At 72.8% G+C, this 22,508-nt stretch carries 17 protein-coding genes and 1 riboswitch; of the genes, 8 read left to right on the top strand and 9 right to left on the bottom strand.

The window, feature by feature from the left end; translation table 11 throughout:
* The first annotated feature begins 24 nt into the window (after positions 1-24).
* From ACIP9D_RS12725 to ACIP9D_RS12715, 3 genes are all read left to right on the top strand, one after another.
* Positions 25-1,041 (top strand): class I SAM-dependent methyltransferase, encoded by a 1,017-nt coding sequence (locus ACIP9D_RS12725; RefSeq protein ID WP_350875100.1) that lies wholly within the window; start codon positions 25-27, stop codon positions 1,039-1,041.
* 113 nt (positions 1,042-1,154) lie between these two features.
* Positions 1,155-2,453: an MFS transporter gene (locus ACIP9D_RS12720; RefSeq protein ID WP_350875098.1), complete on the top strand. Its 1,299-nt coding sequence runs from the start codon at positions 1,155-1,157 to the stop codon at positions 2,451-2,453.
* 49 nt (positions 2,454-2,502) lie between these two features.
* Positions 2,503-3,069, top strand: coding sequence for a dihydrofolate reductase family protein (locus ACIP9D_RS12715; RefSeq protein WP_350875096.1), 567 nt, complete (start codon positions 2,503-2,505; stop codon positions 3,067-3,069).
* Between the two features lie 43 nt (positions 3,070-3,112).
* Here ACIP9D_RS12715 and ACIP9D_RS12710 read toward each other — a convergent pair whose 3' ends face one another.
* Both ACIP9D_RS12710 and ACIP9D_RS12705 read right to left on the bottom strand, forming a co-directional pair.
* Positions 3,113-4,714 (bottom strand): alpha/beta hydrolase, encoded by a 1,602-nt coding sequence (locus ACIP9D_RS12710; RefSeq protein ID WP_350875094.1) that lies wholly within the window; start codon positions 4,712-4,714, stop codon positions 3,113-3,115.
* Between the two features lie 143 nt (positions 4,715-4,857).
* Positions 4,858-5,793, bottom strand: a complete 936-nt coding sequence (locus ACIP9D_RS12705; RefSeq protein WP_350875092.1) for a DUF2332 domain-containing protein — start codon at positions 5,791-5,793, stop codon at positions 4,858-4,860.
* A 202-nt stretch (positions 5,794-5,995) separates the two neighbouring features.
* On the opposite strand from ACIP9D_RS12705, the gene ACIP9D_RS12700 reads away from it, so the two are divergent.
* Positions 5,996-7,108: an FAD-dependent monooxygenase gene (locus ACIP9D_RS12700; RefSeq protein ID WP_350875090.1), complete on the top strand. Its 1,113-nt coding sequence runs from the start codon at positions 5,996-5,998 to the stop codon at positions 7,106-7,108.
* Between the two features lie 38 nt (positions 7,109-7,146).
* A riboswitch (ZMP/ZTP riboswitch) is annotated at positions 7,147-7,228 on the top strand.
* Positions 7,229-7,247: 19 nt separating this feature from the next.
* Positions 7,248-8,138 (top strand): bifunctional 5,10-methylenetetrahydrofolate dehydrogenase/5,10-methenyltetrahydrofolate cyclohydrolase, encoded by an 891-nt coding sequence (locus ACIP9D_RS12695; protein WP_350875088.1) that lies wholly within the window; start codon positions 7,248-7,250, stop codon positions 8,136-8,138.
* Positions 8,139-8,234: 96 nt separating this feature from the next.
* On the opposite strand, the gene ACIP9D_RS12690 is transcribed toward ACIP9D_RS12695, so the two are convergent.
* Together ACIP9D_RS12690 and nrdR are read right to left on the bottom strand one after the other, a co-directional pair.
* Positions 8,235-11,132 (bottom strand): vitamin B12-dependent ribonucleotide reductase, encoded by a 2,898-nt coding sequence (locus ACIP9D_RS12690; RefSeq protein ID WP_350869933.1) that lies wholly within the window; start codon positions 11,130-11,132, stop codon positions 8,235-8,237.
* 67 nt (positions 11,133-11,199) lie between these two features.
* The gene (nrdR, locus tag ACIP9D_RS12685; protein ID WP_350869931.1) at positions 11,200-11,700 is read right to left on the bottom strand and encodes a transcriptional regulator NrdR; all 501 of its coding nucleotides are present in this window, start codon (positions 11,698-11,700) and stop codon (positions 11,200-11,202) included.
* Between the two features lie 642 nt (positions 11,701-12,342).
* Here nrdR and lexA point away from each other — a divergent pair.
* Positions 12,343-13,128: a transcriptional repressor LexA gene (gene lexA / locus ACIP9D_RS12680; protein WP_350869929.1), complete on the top strand. Its 786-nt coding sequence runs from the start codon at positions 12,343-12,345 to the stop codon at positions 13,126-13,128.
* Positions 13,129-13,197: 69 nt separating this feature from the next.
* On the opposite strand, the gene ACIP9D_RS12675 is transcribed toward lexA, so the two are convergent.
* A complete protein-coding gene (locus ACIP9D_RS12675; RefSeq protein ID WP_350869926.1) occupies positions 13,198-14,850 on the bottom strand; it encodes a hypothetical protein in 1,653 nt (550 codons plus the stop codon).
* A gap of 50 nt (positions 14,851-14,900) precedes the next feature.
* Positions 14,901-16,394, bottom strand: a complete 1,494-nt coding sequence (gene hflX / locus ACIP9D_RS12670; RefSeq protein WP_396697936.1) for a GTPase HflX — start codon at positions 16,392-16,394, stop codon at positions 14,901-14,903.
* Between the two features lie 130 nt (positions 16,395-16,524).
* On the opposite strand from hflX, the gene ACIP9D_RS12665 reads away from it, so the two are divergent.
* A complete protein-coding gene (locus tag ACIP9D_RS12665) occupies positions 16,525-17,991 on the top strand; it encodes an NAD-dependent malic enzyme (RefSeq protein ID WP_350869923.1) in 1,467 nt (488 codons plus the stop codon).
* Positions 17,992-18,536: 545 nt separating this feature from the next.
* Here ACIP9D_RS12665 and dapF read toward each other — a convergent pair.
* The 3 genes from dapF to ACIP9D_RS12650 are packed head-to-tail and all read right to left on the bottom strand — an operon-like array spanning position 18,537 to position 21,104.
* Positions 18,537-19,385, bottom strand: a complete 849-nt coding sequence (dapF, locus tag ACIP9D_RS12660) for a diaminopimelate epimerase (protein WP_350869921.1) — start codon at positions 19,383-19,385, stop codon at positions 18,537-18,539.
* A gap of 7 nt (positions 19,386-19,392) precedes the next feature.
* Positions 19,393-20,340: a tRNA (adenosine(37)-N6)-dimethylallyltransferase MiaA gene (miaA, locus tag ACIP9D_RS12655; RefSeq protein ID WP_350869919.1), complete on the bottom strand. Its 948-nt coding sequence runs from the start codon at positions 20,338-20,340 to the stop codon at positions 19,393-19,395.
* The gene (locus tag ACIP9D_RS12650) at positions 20,337-21,104 is read right to left on the bottom strand and encodes a class III extradiol dioxygenase subunit B-like domain-containing protein (RefSeq protein ID WP_350869916.1); all 768 of its coding nucleotides are present in this window, start codon (positions 21,102-21,104) and stop codon (positions 20,337-20,339) included. The genes miaA and ACIP9D_RS12650 overlap by 4 nt, the downstream gene beginning before the upstream one ends.
* Positions 21,105-21,255: 151 nt before the next feature.
* Here ACIP9D_RS12650 and ACIP9D_RS12645 point away from each other — a divergent pair, with 151 nt between their 5' ends.
* Complete coding sequence (locus ACIP9D_RS12645) at positions 21,256-22,464, top strand: DUF349 domain-containing protein (protein WP_350869914.1); 1,209 nt, start codon at positions 21,256-21,258, stop codon at positions 22,462-22,464.
* Positions 22,465-22,508 lie beyond the last annotated feature (44 nt).

The raw sequence follows: 22,508 nt of genomic DNA, 5'->3' as shown, positions 1-22,508 counted from the left end.
GTCTGTCCGGCGGAGGCTCACCTGATGCCGTACCGACTGTGCGAGACCGACCCCGCGCGGGACGCGGTCGGCCGGTTGACGGTGGTGGCGTTCCTGCCGGACGGGAGCTGCGCCGCCGTGCCTGATGCGGACGGCCGGCCCCGGCTGCCCGGCGGGTCGGTGCGGCCCGGCGAGCACTGGCTGCTCGACGCGGGCCTGCGGATCCCGTTGGAGACCGCCGGGTTCCGGCGGCAGCGGATGCACCCGTTCGCCGCAGACGGCGACCATTGGTACGTCTGGGCCGACGGCGACCGCTATGCCGGCGGTCGGCCGCACGCCCGGGTGGCGCTGATCACCGGACCGGCCGAGGTGATCGCCGAGCGGCTGGCCGCCGCCGGGCGCGCGGCCGAGGCGACCGCGGTACGGGACGGGCAGCGCTCCTACGCTCGCCAGGACGACGCCGGCTGGTACGCCGACAGCCGGCGGCTGCTGGAGCCGGCGTACCTGCGCGGGTCGACGCCGCAGCAGGGCTCGGGGTTCGGCGGGGACGCGGCGGCGTGGCGCGCCGGCCGGGAGATGGTGGTCGACGGGATCGACCGGGACGGCAGCTTCCTCGACCTGGGCTGCGCCAACGGGCTGCTGATGGAGTCGGTGCGGGAGTGGGCGGCCGAGCGCGGCCACCGGGTCGAGCCGTACGGCGTCGACCTGGCCCCCGGACTGGTCGCGGCGGCCCGGGCCCGGCTGCCGCACTGGGCGGACCGGATCACGGCGGGCAACGCGATCGACTGGCGGCCGGCCGACGGCAGCCGGTTCACCTTCGTGCACGTGCTGCTCGACCTGGTGCCGGTGGCCCGCCGGGCGGATTTGGTGCGGCACGCGCTCACCCACCTGGTCGCCCCGGGCGGACGACTGCTGGTCAGCCACTATCAGGCCCTCGGGGGCACCGACCTGGACGCCGCCGCGCACCTGCGCCGGCTCGGTTTCCTGGTGGCCGGGGCGAGCGGCGCCGACCCGAGCGCGACCACGGCCTGGCTGGACGCCGGAGCCCTCCCGCCGGCTTAAATGCCGCGCCCGCCCGTGGAGCCCCCCGGTAGGGTCCGCGAGGCCCTCCTGGGCGAGCCGCCCGGATCGCCGCCGGCGCGGCACCGTGTCCGTTCGCACAGACAGGCAAGCACGTGAGCCAGCACGTCGCCGATCCGCCGGCCTCCGCGACCACCCGAGCACCGTCGCTGCTGCGGAGCCGGAACTTCCTGCTGCTGTGGAGCGGCCAGACGGTCAGCGAGTTGGGCACCCGGATCGCCGGCGTGGCGGTCCCGCTGCTGGCCGCCGACACCCTGCACGCCAGCGTCTTCCAGGTCTCGCTGCTCACCTTCCTGGCCTGGCTGCCGTACCTGGTGTTCTCCCTGCCGGCCGGGATCGTCGCGGACCGGGTGGACCAGCGCCGGCTGATGATCCTCTGTGACGTGGGCCGGGCCGCGCTGATGCTGGCGCTGCCGGTGGCCGCGCTGGTCGGTCAGCTCACCCTCGGCTTCCTGTACGCGGTGGTCGGGCTCTCCGGGGTGCTGACGGTCTTCTTCACCGTGGCGTACAAGAGCCTGCTGCCCCGACTGGTGCCGGCGGCGCAACTGGTCGACGGCAACGCCAAGCTCATCATGAGCCAGGACGGCGCCGAGTTGGTCGGCCCGACGGTCAGCGGGGTGCTCATCGGGCTGGTCGGCGCGACCCGGACGTTCTTCAGCAACGGGCTGGCCTTCCTGCTCAGCGCGGTGACCCTGCTGCAGATCCGGGAGGCGGCCCCGGAGAACCCACCGGCACCCCGGGAGCGGGTGCCGCTGCGGGTGGAGATGACCGACGGGCTCGGCTTCATCCGCCGCCAACCGATCCTGGTGAAGATCCTGGCGTGCACCACCACCTCGAACTTCTTCGTGATGGCGTCCGCCTCGATCGAGGTCACCTTCATGCTGCGCGAACTGCACGCCTCACCGGTGCAGGTCGGCCTGGTCTTCTCGGTCAGCGCGGTCGGCGGGCTGATCGTCGGCGCGCTGGCCGCGCGGCTGGCCGCCTGGATCGGGTCGGCCCGGGTGATCTGGGTGGCGATGGCCGTGCCCGGCCCGTTCTACCTGCTGATGCCGCTGGCCCGCCCGGGCTGGGGTGTGCTGCTCTACGGCGTCGGGTTGGCCGCCTTCTCCGCGAACGCGGTGCTGTTCAACGTGGCGTCCACGACCTACCGGCAACGGATCACCCCGCCGGCGATCCTGGGCCGGGTCAACGCGGCCTTCCTGTGGATCTGCTTCGGGGTGATCCCACTCGGCGCACTGGTCGGTGGGGCGCTCGGCACGGCGCTGGGCCTGCGGACGGCACTCTGGATCTGCGTGCTCGGCACCTGGAGCGCCTGTCTCTTCGTGGTCTTCTCCCCGCTGCGCACCATGCGGGACATGGCCGAACCGGGCGCGTCGGCAGCGGTTTCGTCGTAGGGTCCGGGCAAGCTCGACCGGGATCATCGACGCCGCGGAAGGGGCCCGAATGAGGAAGATCATCGTCCAGATGAGCGTCTCGCTGGATGGCTACTTCGAGGGGCCGGGCGGTGACATCAGCTGGCACCAGGTCGACGACGAGCTGCACGAGCACTTCAACGCCGAACTCCGCACGATGGGCGCCTTCCTCAACGGACGGACCACCTACGAGTTGATGGCCGCGTTCTGGCCGACGGCCGATCAGGAGCCGTCGAGCCCGGCCCCGGTGAAGGAGTTCGCCGCCATCTGGCGTGACATGCCGAAGATCGTCTACTCACGCACGCTCGGTCGGGCCGAGTGGAACGCCACCATCGTCCGGGAGGTCGACCCCGACGAGGTGCACCGGCTCAAGGCCCAGCCCGGCGGTGACCTGGCGCTCAGCGGCGCCGAGCTGCTGGCCGCCTTCGCCCGGCACGACCTGGTCGACGAATACCGGACCTACGTGCACCCCGTGCTGCTCGGCCGGGGCCGCCCGCTCTTTCCCGTCCGGGACGAGCGGGCGCAGCTGCGGCTGGCCGAGAGCCGGGTCTTCGGCAACGGCGTGGTGCTGCTCCGCCACGAGCGCGCGGTGGGCTGAGGCACCACGACCCGATCGCGGCCGCGCCCTGGCCGGTGGCGGCTCAGACGCCGACGCCGCTGGTCTCGGTGACGACCCGGGCCAGCAGGTCGGTGAACGGGCCGGGTCGCTCGAAGAGTGACCGGTGGCCGGCCCCGTCGAGGACCACCCGCTCCTTGCGGGGCGCCTGGAGCTGGTCGTACCACTCCTTGAGCAGGGCCAGCCGGCCGGGCACCTCGTGGGCGCCGTCGACCAGCCAGACCGGCACCTGGAGCTGGCGCACCTGACGCCGGAGGTCGACGTCCTGCACCTTCGGGTAGAGCGCGTCGAACCCGTCCAGCGGCCCGACGAGCGCGTGCACCTGCTCCAGCAGTGTGTACTCCGGAACGTCGACGATCCCCGACGTCCCGACGCCCGGCCGGTCGTAGTCGAAGGCGCCCGCTTCGTTGGCGAGCAGCGCCTCGTAGGCGTACATCCGGTCGTAGGGCGGCGGGCCCAGCTCGGTGAGCTGATCGGCGAGGCCGTCGCGGCCGGTGCGGCGGGCCCAGGCGACGGTGTCGGCGTACTGGCGGCGGTCGGCTTCCCGCAGGTCGACCGCCTGCCCCACGCCGACGTAGGCGTAAAACAGCTCGGGGCGGCGCTGCACGGCGGTGACCCCGACCAGCGAGCCGCCGGAGTGCGCCACCAGGTAGATCTTCTCCTGCCGGAAGCGCGTCCGTAGCCGCTCCACCACGGCGACGAGATCGGCGACCTCGCTGTCCAGGGTGAACGACGACGACGGCGCGAAGGCGTCCCACGATTTCGCCGCGCCCCGCCGATCCAGGGTGGCCACCACGAACCGCTGCTCCAGCGCGGCGAGGTGCCGACGCATCGCGCCGATCTCCGACGAGCCCGGCCCGCCGGGCACGAAGAGCAGCACCGGCGCGGCCGGGTCGGCCCCGCGCAGCATCAGCCCCAGCGAGCGGGCCCCGGTGTCCACCGTGCTCAGCTCGGCGATGCCACCGTTGATCCGGTCGGTGCGGGCCGGCAGCGCCGCCACCACCGCCACCAGCAGGACCACCGCCGCCAGCAGACCCGTGGCACCCCGGCGCAGCCACACCCGACCCGGCCGGCGCGGCGCAGTCGTTGGTTGCCGGGCGGCGGCTGGCTCGCCAGCGACAGCCGATTGGTCGGCGATGGTTGATTCACCGGCGGCAGCCGACTGGTCAGCCGCGGCCGTCTCGCCGGTGGCCGCGGGTCCGCTGGCGGCTGGCGGTTCGCCGGCGACCGGCCGGGTCGCGCGCCGGGCGAGGCCGGCCCCGTAGGCCGCGCCGACCAGCAGCGGCAGCAGCGTGAACAGGCCGTGCAGGCCCCGCCCGAGCAGCAGCGCGGCGAAACCGAAGCCGCTCAGGTGCGGGGCGTCCACGGTCGGACCACGCAGCCGGATCCGCACCAGTTCCACCGCCACCGCGAAGAGCGCGGGCCCAGCGAGCATCGCCCAACGCGACCGGCTCAGCCAGCCGGCCACCAGGCCGACGGCGAGGCTGACCGCGACCGACGCGACGGCCTCGAAACCCGTGCCCGGCCCGCGCGGCGTCCAGTAGCCGACGGCCAGCCCCCAGAGCAGTGGCAGCAGGAACGCGGCCACAAGACCCGGCGTGGGACGCGGGAACGATGGCTTCGCCATGAGCACCTCACCAGGGTCGGGCCCTCGGGAGCCCGAGCCTACTGATGATCGATCTCACGCGCTGTCCCGTTCCGGTGACGGTCAGCCTTCGCTCACCCGACGCCGCCTTCGTCAGCTCGCGCGGGCAGCTCCGCGTCGAACCGTCACCCCATCCAGACCATCGCCTGCCCGTGCCCCCGGGTCCAGGCGAGCGGCGTTCCGTCCAGCGCGAGCACGTTGTGCATCGCCTCGCCGGGCGACGCCGGCAGCGCGGCGTGGGGCAGCACCTCCGGCGCCTCGTTCGCGAGCCAATGGCCGGGCAGTGCGCGTACCAGCTCGACGAACGCGTCGCGCCGGGGCTGGGGCACCTGGTAGAGCACCGAGGTGTGGAACACCACCAGCGTCGCGTCGGCCGGCGCCTGAGCGGCCAGCGCCGGGAGGTCGTCCACCAGGTCACCGCGGACCAGCCGCGGTGGCTCGGCCGCGGCGACGGCGGCCGCGGCGCGTAGCCGGGCCCGGCGGTGGGTCTGTTCCGGCCAGATCAGGGCATCCAGCCAGGCGATGTCGGCCGGGTCGGTCACGTCGAGCGGATTCAGGTCCAGACCTGCCCGCCACACCACCTCGGGCCGCGCGGCCGGCACCGGCACCCCGACCGCGGCGCAGTCGAGCACCGGCTCGCCCGCGCCGACCTGACGCTCGCCGTAGCGGTAGGCGTACCGGTCGGGGTAGAGGCAGAGCCCCGCGGACGCGCCGACCTCCAACAGGGCGAGCGGCTGCGGCAAGGCGGCGAGCACCGGCAGCAGCACGGCGCACCGCCCGGCCTCGTTCGTCTGGGTGGCCCGTACCCGCATCTGCGCCGCGATCGCCGGCCAGTTCGCCACCACGTGGTCGTGGAAGGCGGCCGGGTCGTCGAGCGGGCCGCCGAGCAGCCGTACGACGCCGAAGAGCAGATTGGGCTGCCGCTTGGCCGGCGGCAACTCGTCGAGCAGGTCCAGCAGCTCGCGATCGCGGGACACCGCGAGCGACAGACGCTCGTACGACGGCGAGACGCCCCGCGTCTCCCGGGTGCCGAACTCGACGTACGCATCGGCGGTCGTCATCCCCCGATCCTCGCAACCCACCCCGGCCGCTGTCCCAGGTCCGTGACGCAGCTCCCACCGGGCCCCGCGCAGTTCATCCGTGGTTCCCGCGCCCGTATCCCCGATGACGTCGGCCGCCTCCGGCACCTCGTAGAGTTCACCGCCGGCCGGCACGTCGAGCAGCAGCTCAGCCGGCGGTAGGGGCACCGAGGAGGAACTGATCGTGCGGGGCGAGGGGATCCGGGTACTGATCGTCGGCGGTGGCGTCGCCGGGCTGGCCACCGTCGCCGCGCTGGAGAAGTGGGGCGCGACGGTGGACGTCGTCGAGCGCTCCACCGGGCCCGCCGACTCCGGCACCGGCATCTACCTGACCGGCAACGCGACCCGGATGCTGGGCGAGTTGGGCCTGCGGGAGGCGGTCACGGACGTCGCCGTGCGGATCACCCGGCAGCGCAGCGCCAACCAGCGTGGTCGCCGCCTCTTCGACATCGACGTCGCCGCCCTCTGGCAGGGCGTCGGGCCCTGCGTCTCGCTGCCCCGGGCGCGGCTGCACCAGGCGCTTTTCGCCGGCGTCGGGGACGCCCCGATCCGGTGGGGCCATCAGCCGGTCGCGCTCGTGCAGGAGGGCGACCGGGTCGCGGTCGAGTTCGACGACAGCAGCACCGAACGCTACGACCTGGTGATCGGCGCGGACGGGGTGAACTCGGCCATCCGCCGGCTCGCCTTCGACGGGCAGGCGGCACGCCCCCTCGGCCAGTACGCCTACCGGTGGCTCGCCCCGCGGATCGACGCCGAGCCGGTCTGGTCGGTGCAGCTGGGGCGCGGCAAGCAGTTCCTGACGATTCCGATCAGCGCCGAGCAGACGTACTGCTACTACAACGACGGCCCGGTCGCCGACCGGCCGGGCTGGCGCGACGAGCTACGCGCGAGCTTCACCGAACCGGTCGCCACCCTGCTCGACGCCCTCGACTCCGACTCGAGCACCCTGCACGCCGGGCCGAACCAGGAGGTCGTACTCGACTCCTGGTCGCGGGGCTCGGTGCTGCTGGTCGGTGACGCCGCGCACGCCACCTCGCCGAACATGGCCCAGGGCGCGGCCATGGCCCTGGAGGACGCGTTGGTGCTGGCCGAGTCGCTGGCCGCCGCCGAGAGCCTCGCCGGGGCGCTGCGCGGGTACGAGCAGCGCCGCCGTCCGCGTACCGACTGGGTGCTCAGCCAGACCCATCGTCGGGACAGGGCCACCGGGCTGCCGCCGGTGCTTCGCGACGCGGTGCTGCGCCGCCTCGGCGAGAAGATGTTCCGGTCGAACTACGGCCCGCTCTTCGCCCAGCCCTGACCCCGGCGTGCCCGTCCGCCCTGGTGATACGGCATCATCGAGCTACCGGCGACTGGCGGCACAGGGATGGTGGAACCATCGGGGAGCCTCTCGCGGGCGTCGACCGCCTGGGCGCCCGCGCCGAGGAGTTCCTACCCAGATGACCAGCGCATCTACCGAGATCACCACGTCGGGCCCGGCCCGGCTGCTGCCCGGCGCGCCCGTCGCCGAGGCCGTCCTGGCCGAGACCTCCGCCGCTGCCGCCCGGCTGGCCAGCCGTGGAATCACCCCGAGCCTGGCCACCATCCTCGTCGGGGACGACGACGCCAGCGCGCGCTACATCGGCATCAAGCAGCGCCAGGCCGCCGCCCTCGGGTTCGCCTCCCCGCACGAGCACCTGCCCGCCACCGCCACCCAGGACGACCTGCACCGGGCCATCGCCCGCTTCAACGCCGACCCGGCCGTGCACGGGCTGCTCGTGCAGTACCCCGTACCGGCGCACCTGGACTACGACGCGGCGTTGCAGACCATCGACCCGGACAAGGACGTCGACGGCATGCATCCGCTCAACATGGGCCGACTCGCCGTCGGCGTGCCCGGCCCGCTGCCGTGCACCCCCGCCGGCATCGAAGCGCTGCTGGCGTACTACGACATCCCCGTCGCCGGCCGTGAGGTCGTCATCCTCGGCCGCGGCGCCACCCTCGGGCGGCCGCTGGCGATGCTGCTGTCGCAGAAGCGCCCGACCGCGAACGCGGCCGTCACCGTCGTACACACCGGTGTCCCCGACTGGCCGCGCTACACCCGCCGCGCCGACATCCTCGTCGCCGCGGCCGGCGTACCCAGCATCGTCCGACCCGAGCACGTCAAGCCGGGTTCCGTCGTCATCGGCGCCGGCGTCCGCTACGACGGGCGACGCCTCCTGCCGGACGTGGACGAGGCCTGCGCCGAGGTCGCCGGCGCCATCACCCCCCGGGTCGGCGGGGTCGGGCCGACCACCGTCGCGATGCTGTTCCGCAACGCCGTACGCGCCGCCGAGCGCGCCAACCAGTAGCCGGAAGTCCGCGCATACCAGTGGCCGCCCGACCCCGGTACCGGGGTCGGGCGGCCACTGTCGTTCAACCGCGTCGCAGCAGACGCTGCTCGTACGTCAGCTGCAACCGCTGGTGGAGCCGCAGCCCTCGCAGACGTAGCAGCTGCCGGCCGGGCGCATCTTCGTACCGCAGGTGAAGCAGAGCGGCGCGTCGGCGGCCTTGCCGATCACGGCCTCCAGCAGCTCCGTGCTGGAACCCACCGACGGCGCCGGCTTGGCGGCGACGATGTCGGCGGTCTCCTTGGCCGGCTGGGCGACCGGGCCGGTCTTCGGCTCCTCCGGCTTGGTCTCGACCGGGGCGGACGAGGCCATCGCGGTGAGCTCGGCACCGGTCACTGCGGCGCTCTCCGCCTCGGCCTCGGCCCGCAGCTGGGCGGCCCGCTCGCTGGCGGTGAAGATGCCCAGCTCCGCACGGCGCTCGTAGGGCAGGAAGTCCAGCGCCAGCCGACGGAAGATGTAGTCCATCACCGAGGCGGCCATCCGCACGTCCGGGTCGTCGGTCATACCGGCCGGCTCGAAGCGCATGTTGGTGAACTTGCTGACGTACGTCTCCAGCGGAACGCCGTACTGCAGGCCGATGGAGATGGCCACCGAGAAGGCGTCCATCACCCCGGCCAGGGTGGAGCCCTGCTTGGACATCTTGAGGAAGACCTCGCCGAGGCCGTCGTCCGGGTAGGACGACGCGGTGAGGTAGCCCTCGGCGCCGCCGACGGAGAAGGAGACCGTCTCCGACGGGCGCTTCTTCGGCAGCCGCTTGCGCACCGGCCGGTACTCGATGACCTTCTCCACCGCAGCCGGGGCGGCCGGGGCGGCCTCGACGGCGGCCGGCTCGGTGGCCTTGTTGGACTTGGCCACCGAGAGCGGCTGGCCGACCTTGCAGTTGTCCCGGTAGATCGCCAGCGCCTTGAGGCCGAGCTTCCAGCCCTCGAAGTAGATCTTCTCGACGTCCTCGACGGTGGCCGCCTCCGGCATGTTGACCGTCTTGGAGATGGCGCCGGAGACGAACGGCTGGATCGCCGCCATCATCCGCACGTGGCCCATCGGGGCGATGGAGCGCTCGCCCATCGCGCAGTCGAAGACCGGGTAGTGCTCCGGCTTGAGGCCGGGGGCGTCCACCACGTGGCCGTGGTCGGCGATGTGCTCGACGATCGCCTCGACCTGCTCCTCGGGGTAGCCGAGGCTGCGCAGCGCGCGCGGAACGGTCTGGTTGACGATCTGCATCGAGCCGCCACCGACCAGCTTCTTGAATTTGACCAGCGCCAGGTCCGGCTCCACGCCGGTCGTGTCGCAGTCCATCATGAAGCCGATGGTGCCGGTCGGCGCGAGGACGCTGGCCTGCGAGTTGCGCCAGCCGTTCTTGTCGCCGATCTTGTTGCCCTGGGTCCACTGCTTGGTGGCCTCGCGGACGATCGCGGTGGCCACGGTGCCGGCCGGCTTGATCTCGTCGTTGGCGGCGGCGTGCTTGCGCATGACCCGCTTGTGCGGCTCCGCGTTGCGGGCGTAGCCGTCGTACGGGCCGACGACGCCGGCCAGCTCGGCGGACCGGCGGTAGGCGGTGCCGGTCATCAGCGAGGTGATCGCCGCGGCGACCGAGCGGCCCTGCTCCGAGTCGTACGGCATGCCGGAGGCCATCAGCAGCGCGCCGAGGTTGGCGTAGCCGATGCCGAGCTGCCGGTAGGCCCGGCTGGTCTCACCGATCTTCTCGGTCGGGAAGTCGGCGAAGCAGATCGAGATGTCCATCGCGGTGATGACGAACTCGACCGACTTGACGAACTTCTCCACCTCGAAGCTGCCGTCGGCGCGGAGGAACTTCATCAGGTTCAGCGAGGCCAGGTTGCACGAGGAGTTGTCCAGGTGCAGGTACTCCGAGCACGGGTTCGACGCGGTGATCCGGCCGGTCTCCGGGCAGGTGTGCCAGTCGTTGATCGTGTCGTCGTACTGCAGGCCGGGGTCGGCGCACTCCCAGGCGGCCTGGGAGATGGTGCGGAACAGCTTCTTGGCGTCAATGGTGTTGATCACCGAGCCGTCCAGCCGGCCACGCAGGTCGAAGCCGCCGCCGTTCTCCACCGCCGTCATGAACTCGTCGGAGACCCGCACCGAGTTGTTGGCGTTCTGGTACTGCACGCTGACGATGTCGGAGCCGCCGAGGTCCATGTCGAACCCGGCGTCACGCAGGGCGCGGATCTTGTCCTCTTCGCGCGCCTTGGTGACCACGAACTCCTCGATGTCCGGGTGGTCCACGTCGAGGATGACCATCTTGGCCGCCCGCCGGGTGGCGCCGCCGGACTTGATGGTGCCGGCCGAGGCGTCGGCGCCACGCATGAAGCTCACCGGGCCGGAGGCGGTGCCGCCGGAGGAGAGCAGCTCCTTGGAGGAACGGATCCGGGACAGGTTGACCCCGGAGCCGGAGCCGCCCTTGAAGATCAGCCCCTCCTCCTTGTACCAGTCGAGGATCGAGTCCATCGAGTCGTCGACCGCGAGGATGAAGCACGCGCTGACCTGCTGCGGCGACGGCGTGCCCACGTTGAACCAGACCGGCGAGTTGAAGCTGAACACCTGGTTGAGCAGCATCCAGGTCAGCTCGTGGGCGAAGACCTCGGCGTCCGCCGGGTTGGCGAAGTAGCCGTACTCCTCACCGGCGGTCCGGTAGGTGGTGACCACCCGGTCGATCAGCTGCTTGAGCGACCACTCCCGCTCCGGGGTCCCCACCGCGCCCCGGAAGTACTTGGTGGTCACGATGTTCGCCGCGTTGACGCTCCACGACTCGGGGAACTCCACCCCGCGCTGCTCGAAGTTGATCGAGCCGTCCCGCCAGTTCGTCATGACGACGTCCCGGCGCTCCCAGCTGACCTCGTCGTACGGGTGGACCCCCTCCGTCGTCCAGACCCGCTCGATCTTGAGGCCCGCGCCAGCCTTGCTCCGTGACCTGCTCGCTGTCACACCATCCCCCGGCATCTCATCCGCCCCCTCGTCCACACGGCCGCCTGCCGTGCGATCCGACTGTCAGTAACTCGCAAAAAAATCAGCTGGTACGGCCGGCGGCCTCGACCGCGTCGGCCCCGTTGCTCTCCCGGGCGCGGGCCGCGGCCCGCAGCGTCTCGATCTCGCGCTCGAAGTCGGCGAGCGAGTCGAAGGACCGGTAGACACTGGCGAACCGCAGGTAGGCGATCTCGTCCAGGTCACGCAGCGGGCCCAGGATCGCCAGCCCCACCTCGTGGCTGGGGATCTCGGCGGCGCCCTTGGCCCGCACGGTCTCCTCGACGCGCTGTGCGAGCAGCGCGAGCGAGTCGTCGTCCACCGGCCGGCCCTGGCACGCCTTGCGCACCCCGCCGATGATCTTCGTCCGGCTGAACGGCTCGGTCACCCCGCTGCGCTTGACCACCGCGAGGACGGCCTCCTCCACCGTGGTGAACCGCTTGCCGCACTCCGGGCAGGACCGTCGCCGCCGGATGAGCTGGCCGTCGTCGGCCTCCCGCGAGTCGACCACGCGGGAGTCGGCGTGCCGGCAGTACGGACACCGCATCGCTGACCTCCTTGATCGACTGCTGCCGCACCGGGCACTCCCGGACACCATCGGCCACGGCGGCGCCATCGCTCGAATGGCCGCCCGCCGTGCGACTGTACGGGAGTGCGGTCGGTAGTCGGACCCAACCTATAGGCAACTTACGCCCATGTGACTACTACATCTAGGGGTCGACCGTATGTCGCCGACGGACCCGGGTCAAGTTGGCCGGCGTGTCCGGCGCGTCACCCGGCACCACGGCCGATCCGCCCCGCCCGACCCGGCCGCGCCCCGATGACCGACCCGCCGGGAAGCCCAACGGGCGGACCCTCGCGGGGTTACCGTCCGGCCGGCCGAGCCCACCCGACCGTCCGGCGGAGCGCACGATCGGAGCGGCGAAGCTTCGAACACACGTACCAACCGACGTACCATCTATCAGAACAGGCGTACGAGGGGAATGGTTTTCGCCGCGACACGCCGGTGAGACGTCGTACAGATGTTTGAAAATGACCGATCTCACCTATACGGTCAAGAACAACCGGTCGCGGCGGATCTCACCGCACCGGCCACCGCACCACCCCGCAGCGCACCATCATGCACAACCGCACCACCGCACGCACCACGAGCCGCCAAGGCACCCAGCGCCGACCAGGGAGGACGGACGTGACCGAGGACCGGGCCAGCCGGCCGAAGCACCCGCAGCAGATCGCCGAGGCGGGTCCACCGGCCACTCGGCGCCGGAGCGCCGCGCGCAGCCGGACGGGCCAGCCCACCGTGCGCCCGGTCACTCCGGTGGTCAGCGCCTTCCCCGACCCCGCGTCGGTCGACCTGACCGCCCGGCAGCGGCGGATCCTGGAGTTCATCCGCACCTGGGTGGAGCGGCACGGCTACCCGCCGAGCGTCCGGGAGATCGGCGAGGCGGTCGGCCTGGTTTCGCCGTCCAGCGTCGCCTACCAGCTCAAGGAGCTGGAGAAGAAGGGCTTCCTGCGGCGCGACCCCAACCGCCCGCGGGCGGTCGACGTCCGCGCCCCCAGCGACATCGTCGACGACGAGCTGACCCGCGCCCAGCGCCCCGCCCCGGCCTACGTGCCCATGCTGGGCCGGATCGCCGCCGGTGGGCCGATCCTCGCCGAGCAGGCGGTGGAGGACATCTTCCCGCTGCCCCGCGAGCTGGTCGGCGAGGGCGAGGTCTTCATGCTCCAGGTCAAGGGCGACTCGATGCTCGACGCGGCGATCTGCGACGGCGACTGGGTGGTGGTCCGCCAGCAGCCGACCGCCGAGGCCGGCGACATCGTGGCCGCGATGCTCGACGGTGAGGCGACCGTCAAGACCTACCGGCGTCGCGACGGGCACGTCTGGCTGATGCCGCAGAACCCGGCCTTCGACCCGATCCCCGGCGACGACGCCACCATCATGGGCCGGGTCGTCGCGGTGCTGCGCCGGATCTGACGCAGCCGCCACGGGTGACCGCCGAGCAGGCGGTCACCCGGGCCATGCCGTTCAGTGATCGGGCGAGGTTCAGTAACGGTCGCCCCGGTAGGCGCGACCGCCACCGGGGTACTGGTCGTAGGGATCCCCGTCGTCGCGCCGGCGCCCACCGCGCTGACCCCGGTAGTCCGGGTCGGGCCCGCCACGCCGGGGCGGCTCCGCGCGACCGCCGCCGTAGCCGCCACCTCGGGGCGGCTGCCCGCCGCCGGGCTGGCCGCCGTACACGCCGTTGCCGGGACGCCCGCCGGCGGGCGGGCGGCCCCCACCGGAACCCCCACCGCCGTAGACGCCACCACCGCCACCACCGCCGGCCGGACGGGCACCGCCGTAGACGCCGCCTGAGCCGCCGGCCGGTCGACCACCGCCACCCGAGCCGCCGGCCGGTCGACCACCGCCGTAGACGCCACCGCCGGCCGGCTCCGCAGGGCCGCGGCCCGGACCGCCGCCGTAGACCCCGCTGCCCGCGGGGGCGCCGCCGTAGACCCCGCCACGAGCGCCCCGGTCGTCGTCCGCCCGCCCACCGGGCAGGTCGTCGTCACGCTCCGAGCCACCGGGTCCGTCGTCGGGGGCCGGCTTGCGCCGGGCCCGCAGGATGCCGACGATGCCGGCGCCGACCAGCAACGCGCCGACCACGCCGACCGCGGCGATCAGATAGGTGAGGTCGGTCAGGCTGAGGCTGCTGAACCAGGACGGGCCGGCAGCCGACTTGGCCGCCGCCTCGTCGGAGACCGGCACCGCGCCAGTCGTGGAGGGGGTGTAGCTGAGGATGTCGACCGGGTCTTCCTCGGTGAACTGCCCGCCGTCGGAGACGGTGAGGAAGGTCTTCCCGTCGGTCGAGTAGCTGATCGCCTCGCCGAACGGGTCGGTCAGCGGCGTCACCCGGGGCTTGCCGGTGGTGAGCGCCCCGACGATGTCACCGCCGGCGACGTCGTACTCGAAGGCGTCGGCGTAGGTCCGCAGCACGACCTTGCTGCCGTCGGGCGACCGGGTGGCCCCGGTGATCGCCACCCGGCCGAAGGTGTTGAGCGGGTTCTCCGTCTGCGTCTTGGGCAGCGTGATCTCGCCGACCTTCGCCATCGGCACCGGGTCGGTGTCGCCGTTCTTGAGCGCGCCCGACGGACGGTAGATCTCGGCCTTGCCGGAGGTCACCTTGGTGATGACCAGCGGCTTGTTGTCATCGCCGATCAGCAGCGCTTCGGCGTCGTGCGGCTTGCCCTCCGGATAGGAGAGGCGGTGCAGCACCGGCCGCTTGGTGCCGGCGACCGGCATGGTCCAGACCGCCACCCGCTCGCGGCGGGTCTTCGACGTGACGTTGTCGCCGGTGTCGGCGATCCAGATCGTCTTGCCGTCCGGGGAGAGCGCCAGGTCCTCGGTGTCGAACGGGCCGCCGCCGGAGTAGCTGACCGGGTCCTTCGAGATCTTGCACTTGGTGTCGAGGTAGAAGACCCGCTTGCGGGCCTCGATCTCGGTGCCGTCGTTGATGACGATGTAGCCGCTCTTCGTCGCCACCAGACCGGAGAGCTCACGCAGTCGCTCGTCGGCGATCGTGCACCGCTTCTTGCCCGGTACGGGCTCGGGGGCGGGGGCGGCCGGGGCGGGTGCCGCCAGTGCGGCTCCGGTGAACGCCACGGTCGCCCCGAGCATTCCGAGGGCGACCGTGACCGAGGAAACAGCGCGGCGCATTGCGCCAGTGTCGCATGTCCCAGGTTTCCACCGGGTGACGCCGGTACGGCTCACGCCCCGGCCGGGACCGCGCGGCCCTCCTCGTACGGGGCCAGCTCGGCGGCGAGCGCCTCGTTGACCCGCACGTGCAGCCGGGTGCCCTCGGGCAGGTGGGAGGTGCTGAGCACCTCGCCGTGCCGGTGCACCCGGGCCACCAGATCGCCGCGGTCGTAGGGCAGTACCGCCCGGACCTCCACCGCCGGCTGCGGCAGCCGCGCCTCGACGGCGGCCCGCAGGTCGTCCATGCCGCGTCCGGAACGGGCCGAGGCGAAGATCGCGTCCGGCCAGAGCCGCTTCAACCGCAGCAGGGTCTCCTCGTCGGCCGCGTCGGTCTTGTTGACGACCAACAGCTCGGGCAGCCGGTCGGCGCCCACCTCGGCGAGCACCTCGTGCACCGCCCGGACCTGCTCCTCCGGATCCGGGTGGGTGCCGTCGACCACATGCACCACCAGGTCGGCTTCGGCGACCTCCTCCAGCGTCGAGCGGAACGCCTCGACGATCTGGTGCGGAAGGTGCCGGACGAACCCGACCGTGTCGGAGAGGGTGTAGAGCCGCCCGTCGGCCGCGGTGGCCCGGCGGGTGGTCGGGTCGAGGGTGGCGAACAGCGCGTTCTCGACCAGCACGCCCGCGCCGGTCAGCCGGTTGAGCAGGCTGGACTTGCCGGCGTTGGTGTAGCCGGCGATGGCCACCGCGGGGATCGCGTTACGGGAGCGACGGGAGCGCTTCGTCTGGCGTACCGTCCGCATGCCCTTGATCTCGCGGCGCAGCCGGGAGATGCGGGTGCGGATCCGGCGCCGGTCGGTCTCCAGCTTGGTCTCACCGGGACCACGCAGACCCACGCCACCGCCGGCGCCGCCGCCGCGGGCGCTACCACCGGTCTGCCGGGACAGCGTCTCACCCCAACCGCGGAGCCGGGGCAGCAGGTATTCGAGCTGGGCCAGCTCAACCTGCGCCTTACCTTCCTTGCTCTTGGCGTGCTGGGCGAAGATGTCGAGGATCAGCGCGGTCCGGTCGACGACCTTGACCTTGGTGCGCTGCTCCAGGTTGCGCAGCTGGGACGGGGAGAGCTCACCGTCACAGATGACCGTGTCGGCGCCGGTGGCGAGCACCACCGAGCCCAGGTCGTCGACCTTGCCGCGACCGATGTAGGTGGCCGGGTCGGGTCGGTTGCGCCGCTGGATGAGCCCCTCGAGCACCTGGGAGCCGGCGGTCTCGGCCAGTGCGGCCAGCTCGACGAGCGAATTCTCGGCGTCACGCTGGCTGCCGTCGGTCCAGACGCCGACGAGCACCACCCGCTCCAGCCGGAGCTGGCGGTATTCCACCTCGGTGACGTCGGTGAGCTCGGTGGAGAGGCCGGGGACCCGCCGCAGCGCCTGCCGCTCCGACAGCTCGAACTCGCCGGTGGTGGCGTCGAGCTCCTCGTCCTCGAAGGGAGCGACGACGGTGTCCTGGTCTCGCAAGCTGTTCTCCTGTCCGTTCTGCCGGGTACTGAGCAATCCTGACATGTAGCAACGCCCGACGCACCTGCTATATGCCCGTGGCCGTACCCACCGGTAGCGGGGTCGGATGCCGGCCGAGCTGGGCATGCGGGTAGAAATGCGAGTCGAGCCGCTCAGCGCTGACGGAGGGAACACTGTGGCCATCACCCGCTTGCCGAGTGCCGGATTCTCCATCACGATCCGGATCGCCGTACCGGCGGACGCCTCGTCGATCGGGCGGTTGACCACCTCCGTCGGGGAGGCCGGGGCGATCGTGACCGCGCTGGACGTGGTCGACTCCGATCCGACGCACGTGCTCGTCGACCTCACCTGCGACACCGCCGACGCCGGGCACGCCGACCAGGTCGTCGAGGCGCTGACCGCGCTCGACGGCGTGGACGTCCGCAAGGTTTCCGACCGGACCTTCCTGCTGCACCTGGGCGGCAAGATCGAGGTCACCCCGAAGGTCGCGCTGCGCACCCGCGACGAGCTGTCCCGGGCGTACACCCCCGGGGTGGCCCGGGTCTGCATGGCGATCGCGGAGAACCCCGCGGACGCCCGGCGGCTGACCATCAAGCGCAACACCGTGGCCGTGGTCAGCGACGGCTCGGCGGTGCTGGGCCTGGGCAACCTCGGGCCGGCCGCGTCGCTGCCGGTGATGGAGGGCAAGGCCGCGCTGTTCAAGCGCTTCGGCGGGGTGGACGCCTGGCCGGTGGTGCTCGACACCCAGGACACCGACGAGATCGTCGCCATCGTCAAGGCGATCGCACCGGCGTACGGCGGGATCAACCTGGAGGACATCGCCGCGCCGCGGTGCTTCGAGATCGAGGCCCGGCTGCGCGAGGCCCTGGACATCCCGGTCTTCCACGACGACCAGCACGGCACCGCGATCTGCGTGCTGGCCGCGCTGACCAACGCGCTGCGGGTGGTGGGCAAGCAGCTCGCGGACGTCCGGGTGGTCGTCTCCGGCGCCGGCGCCGCCGGCACCGCGATCATGAAGCTGCTGCTGCGTCAGGGCGTCGGCGACATCATCGCGTACGACCGGCAGGGCGCCCTGCACCGCGGGCTCAGCGACCTGAACCCGGCCTGGCAGTGGCTGGCCGACAACACCAACAGGGAGAACTACTCCGGCGACCTGCCCGGGGCCATCGAGGGCGCGGACGTGTTCATCGGGGTGAGCGCGCCGAACCTGCTCACCGGTGACGACATCGCCAAGATGGCCAAGGACGCGATCGTGTTCGCGCTGGCCAATCCGGACCCGGAGGTCGACCCGCGCGAGGCGCGCAAGTACGCCGCGGTCGTCGCCACCGGCCGGTCGGACCAGCCCAACCAGATCAACAACGTGCTGGCCTTCCCGGGTGTGTTCCGCGGCATGCTGGACGCGCACGCCGAGGAGTTCACCGAGGAGATGGCGATCGCCGCCGCCCGGGCCATCGCGGACGTGGTCGGCGAGGAAAAGATCAACCCCACGGTGATCGTGCCCAGCGTCTTCGACTCCCGGGTCGCCCCGGCGGTGGCGGCAGCGGTCCGCGCCGCCGCCAACAACCCGTCCCCGGTGCCCGCCGCCGACCCCGGCCCCGCCGACCTCCCCGAGATCGCCGCCGGAGCCTCCGCGACCCCCTGACCGTTCCTTCCGGCGCCGCAGCCGCCCGGCATACCCGCCGGGTAGCACGGCCCGGTTGGCAGGTCCGCCCGGCACGTCCCTTGGAACGCTCGGCCCGTCCGGCGTCTGCCACCGGAAGGCACAAGCCGCCCGGTACCGCCCCGGGAGAGGCCGGCACCGCCCGGGAGGGGAAGGCCGTCGCACGCTTTGCTCTGCTTCAGCCACGGCAACACCCGGTGTTCGGATAGCGGACGCCGGGTGTTGCCTCTGCTACAGCAGAGCAAAGGCTGCGGAGGGGTTGGCGCCGCGGCGCCGGCTGACGAGGATGGCCCCGCCAGGTCGGCGACATCGCGGTATGCGGCGTGCCGGGATACCGCCAGGTCGGCGACTCGCGGTATGCGGCGTGCCGGGATACCGCCAGGTCGGCGTAACGGAGTCGATCATCCGAAGGGAGGCCGGGTCATTCGCGGCGCGGCCGGATCAGGCCGCAAGGGCGGCCGGGTCATCCGCAGCGCGGCCGGGTCACGCCGGAAGGGCGGCCGGGTCAGGGCAGGAGAGCGGCCGGGTCAGGGCATCAGGGCGGTGGGGATGACCTCACCGGTGGCGAGCAGTACGGCAGGGCCGGCCAGCCAGCAGGAATCCGGGGTGACGGTGACCGTGAGACGACCGCCGGGGACGTCGACCGCGACCACGCCGGTGTCCCGGGAGTCGTCGTGCAGGGCCACCGCGGCCACCGCGCAGGCCCCGGTGCCGCAGGAGAGCGTCTCGGCCGAGCCACGCTCGTAGACCCGCATCAGCACGTGCCCGTCGGCGCCGTCGACCGGGTCGCCGGGAGTGATGAATTCGACGTTCACCCCGGCCGGGAAGACCGCCGGGTCGAAGCCGGGCGCCCGGGTGAGGTCAAGCGTGGGCAGGTCCAGCCCGGCGGGCAGCGAGCAGACCAGGTGCGGGTTGCCCACGTCCACCGCGGTGCCGGTCAGCGTCAAACCGCCCAGCGAGGCGGTGGACGCGTCGTACAGCTGGGGGCGGCGCATCTCGACGGCGATGGTCTCCTCCCCCTCGACGCGCGCGCGCACGACGCCGGCCCGGGTCGCCACCGGCAGCACCGCGCCGTCCGGCGTGGCCAGCCCGGTGTCGAGCAGATAGCGGACGAAGACCCGGGCGCCGTTGCCGCACATCTCCGCGTACGAGCCGTCGGAGTTCCAGTAGTCCATGAACCACTCGGCCTCGCCGGCCTGACCGGCGCCGTCCGGGTGCTTCGCCGCCCGGACCACCCGCAGCACGCCGTCCGCGCCGATCCCCCGCCGCCGGTCACAGAGGCCGGCGACCAGGCCCGGAGTCAACTCGAGCTGATTGTCCGGATCGGGCAGCACGACGAAGTCGTTGCCGGTGCCGTGCCCCTTGGTGAACTCCACCTACCCATCATCGCGCAGCGGCCGGCACCAACCGCAGGGCGGCCTCGATCAGGTCGGGCGCGGCCGAGTCGAGCCAGTGGATGCGCGGGTCACGCCGGAACCAGGAGCGCTGCCGGCGGACGAACCGGCGGGTCGCGCGGATCGTCTCCTCGTGCGCCTCGTCTTCGGTCAACTCCCCGGCGAGAAGACGCAGCACCTGCTGGTAGCCGAGCGCGCGGCTGGCCGTGCGGCCCTCCGGCAGGCCGTGGCCGACCAGCTCCCGGGTCTCGGCGACCAGCCCGTCGGCCCACATCCGGTCGACCCGCCGGGCGATCCGCTCGTCCAGCAGCGGGGTGTCCAGGTCGACGCCGAGCTGCACCGACGGGTAGTACGGGGTGGGCTCCGGCAGCGAGGCGGTGAACGTCCGCCCGGTCAGCTCGATCACCTCCAGGGCCCGGACGATCCGACGGCCGTTGCCGGGCAGGATGCTGGCGGCGGCGGACGGGTCGATCTCCCGCAGCCGGGCGTAGAGGGGCGCGGGGCCCGCCTCGGCCAGATCCCGTTCCAACCGTTCGCGCACCGCCGGGTCGGTGCCGGGGAACTCGAAGCGCTCCAGCACCGCTCGGACGTAGAGCCCGGAGCCGCCGACCAGCAGCGGCACCCGACCCCGGGCCAGGATGTCGTCGACCGCCGCGCGGGCCAGCCGCTGGTACTCGGCGACGCTCGCCGGCTCGGTCACCGCCCAGATGTCCAGCAGGTGGTGCGGCACGCCGTCCCGCTCGGCCGCGGTGAGCTTGGCGGTGCCGATGTCCATCCCTCGGTAGAGCTGCATCGAGTCGGCGTTGACCACCTCCCCGTCGAGGGCGTGCGCGAGCGCGATGCTCAGCGCCGACTTGCCGGCCGCCGTCGGCCCCACCACCGCGACGACCGTGCCGACCGGCGGGCGGCTGCCGCCGGGATCGGTCGGCCCGGTCACGCCGGGGTCCAGCTGGCGACGAGGTAGGCGACGCCGTAGGGGGCCGCGTCGTAGCGCAGTTCGCCGCGCCAGTCGCCGCCGGCGGCGCGGGCCGCGCCGGCCAGCACCTGCCAGGGCGCACGCCCGGCGACCCGCAGCTGCGCCGAGAGCACCGGGTCCAGGCCGAGCAGCGCGTCGGCGTCCGCGCCGGCCAGGGCGGTGGCGACCGCCCGGTCGTACGGCTCGGCGCGCGGGTCGTGGTAGCCGGGTGCCTTCTCGCCCCGGCAGGCCGAGGCGTCGCCGAGCACCAGCAGCCCGACCCGTGGGCCGTGGTCGTGCACCTGCCCGGCGAGCTCGCGCAGCAGCGCCGGCCCGGCGTCGGGGGCGACCTGGAGCGCGGCCACCGGCGGTCGCGGATCGTGGCGGGTCAGCAGCCAGGCGCCGATGGTCAGGCTCAGCGGCAGCACCGCGCCGCGGTCGGGCATCGTCGGATCGAGCGGTACGGCCAGGTCGACGCCCCAGGGTTGCAGTGAACCGGTGGCCGGCGGGCCGATCCAGCCGGTGACGGGCCCGTCACCGATCAGCACCACGGCGTCCGGCCGGTGGGCGAACAGCGCGGCGACGGCGCTGTCGCAGGCGGCGCGGAGATCGTCCAGTTCGGGCGCGGCGGCGCCGGCCACCTCGGGCACGAGCAGGGGCGGATGCGGGCAGACGGCGGCGGCGACCAGTGGCACCCGATCACCGTAGCCGGACTTCCCGGTGAGTCTCCGCGCCGATCCGGTCATCCGGGCGCTAGGACACCGTATGGTCACGGTCGGCGATAGGCGCTCGACGGGGACCGGGTCGGACCTGTGACAATGCCGGGAGAAACTTGGCTGCGCTGTGGCGGTGATCGGGAGACTGCTCTTCCGACGCCGGGAGAACGAGGATGGGCACATGAGCGACTGGACTGCCTTCGGACGGGTGGACGCGGACGGCACCGTGTACGTCAAGACCGCCGAGGGTGAGCGGGTGGTCGGATCCTGGCAGGCAGGGGCACCGGAGGAGGGGCTGGCACACTTCGCGCGCCGCTTCGCCGACCTGGTGACCGAGGTGGACCTGACCGAGGCCCGGCTCAACTCCGGTGCGGCTGACGCCGGCCACTCGCTGACCACGATCCGCCGGATCCGGGCCTCGCTCGCCGAGGCGCACGTGGTGGGCGACATCGACGCGCTGGCGGCGCGGCTGGACAAGCTCGCCACCGTGGCCGAGGAGAAGGCCGGGGAGGCCCGCGCGGCGCGGGACGCGGCCCGCGGCGAGGCGTTGGCCCGCAAGACGGCCCTGGTCGAGGAGGCCGAGAAGCTCGCCGCCGAGTCGACCGGCTGGAAGACCGCCGGCGACCGGCTCAAGGAGATCCTCGACGAGTGGAAGACGATCCGCGGCGTCGACAAGAAGACCGACGGCGAGCTGTGGAAGCGGTTCGCCGCCGCCCGGGACGGCTTCACCCGTCGGCGGGGCGCCCACTTCGCCTCCCTCGACGCGCAGCGCAAGCAGGCGCAGTCGGTGAAGGAGGAGCTGGTCGCCGAGGCCGAGAAGCTCAAGGAGTCCACCGACTGGGCGGCCACCGCCAACCAGCTCAAGGACCTGATGACTCAGTGGAAGGCCGCGCCGCGTGCCTCCAAGGAGGCCGAGCAGAAGCTCTGGGACCGGTTCCGGGCCGCGCAGGACGAGTTCTTCACTCGGCGCAGCGAGGTCTTCTCGGCGCGCGACAACGAGCAGCGCGCCAACCTGGAGCGCAAGCAGGCGCTGCTCGCCGAGGCGGAGGCGCTCGACGTGGACGCCGACCCCAAGGGCGCCCAGGCGAAGCTGCGGGAGATCCAGGCACAGTGGCATGAGGCCGGTCGGGTCCCGCGTGAGGCGGCGGCCGGGCTGGAGCGGCGGCTGCGGGTCATCGACGACCGGGTCCGCGAGGTGATGGACTCGGCCTGGCGTCGGACGACCCCGGCGGACAATCCCCTGCTGGCCCAGATGCGTGCTCAGGTCGCCGAGGCTGAGGAGCGGCTGGCCCGCGCCCAGGCGGCTGGTGACGCCCGGCGGGTCCGGGAGGCCGAGCAGGCGCTCGCCTCGAAGCGGCAGTTCCTCCAGCTCGCCGAGCAGTCCGGCTGAGCTGACGTACGTCGGAAGCCCCGGTCCGTGCGGACCGGGGCTTC

The organism is Micromonospora sp. NPDC093243 (assembly GCF_044753725.1).
Classification (GTDB): domain Bacteria; phylum Actinomycetota; class Actinomycetes; order Mycobacteriales; family Micromonosporaceae; genus Micromonospora.
This window is presented reverse-complemented; position numbering and strand designations above follow the sequence as displayed.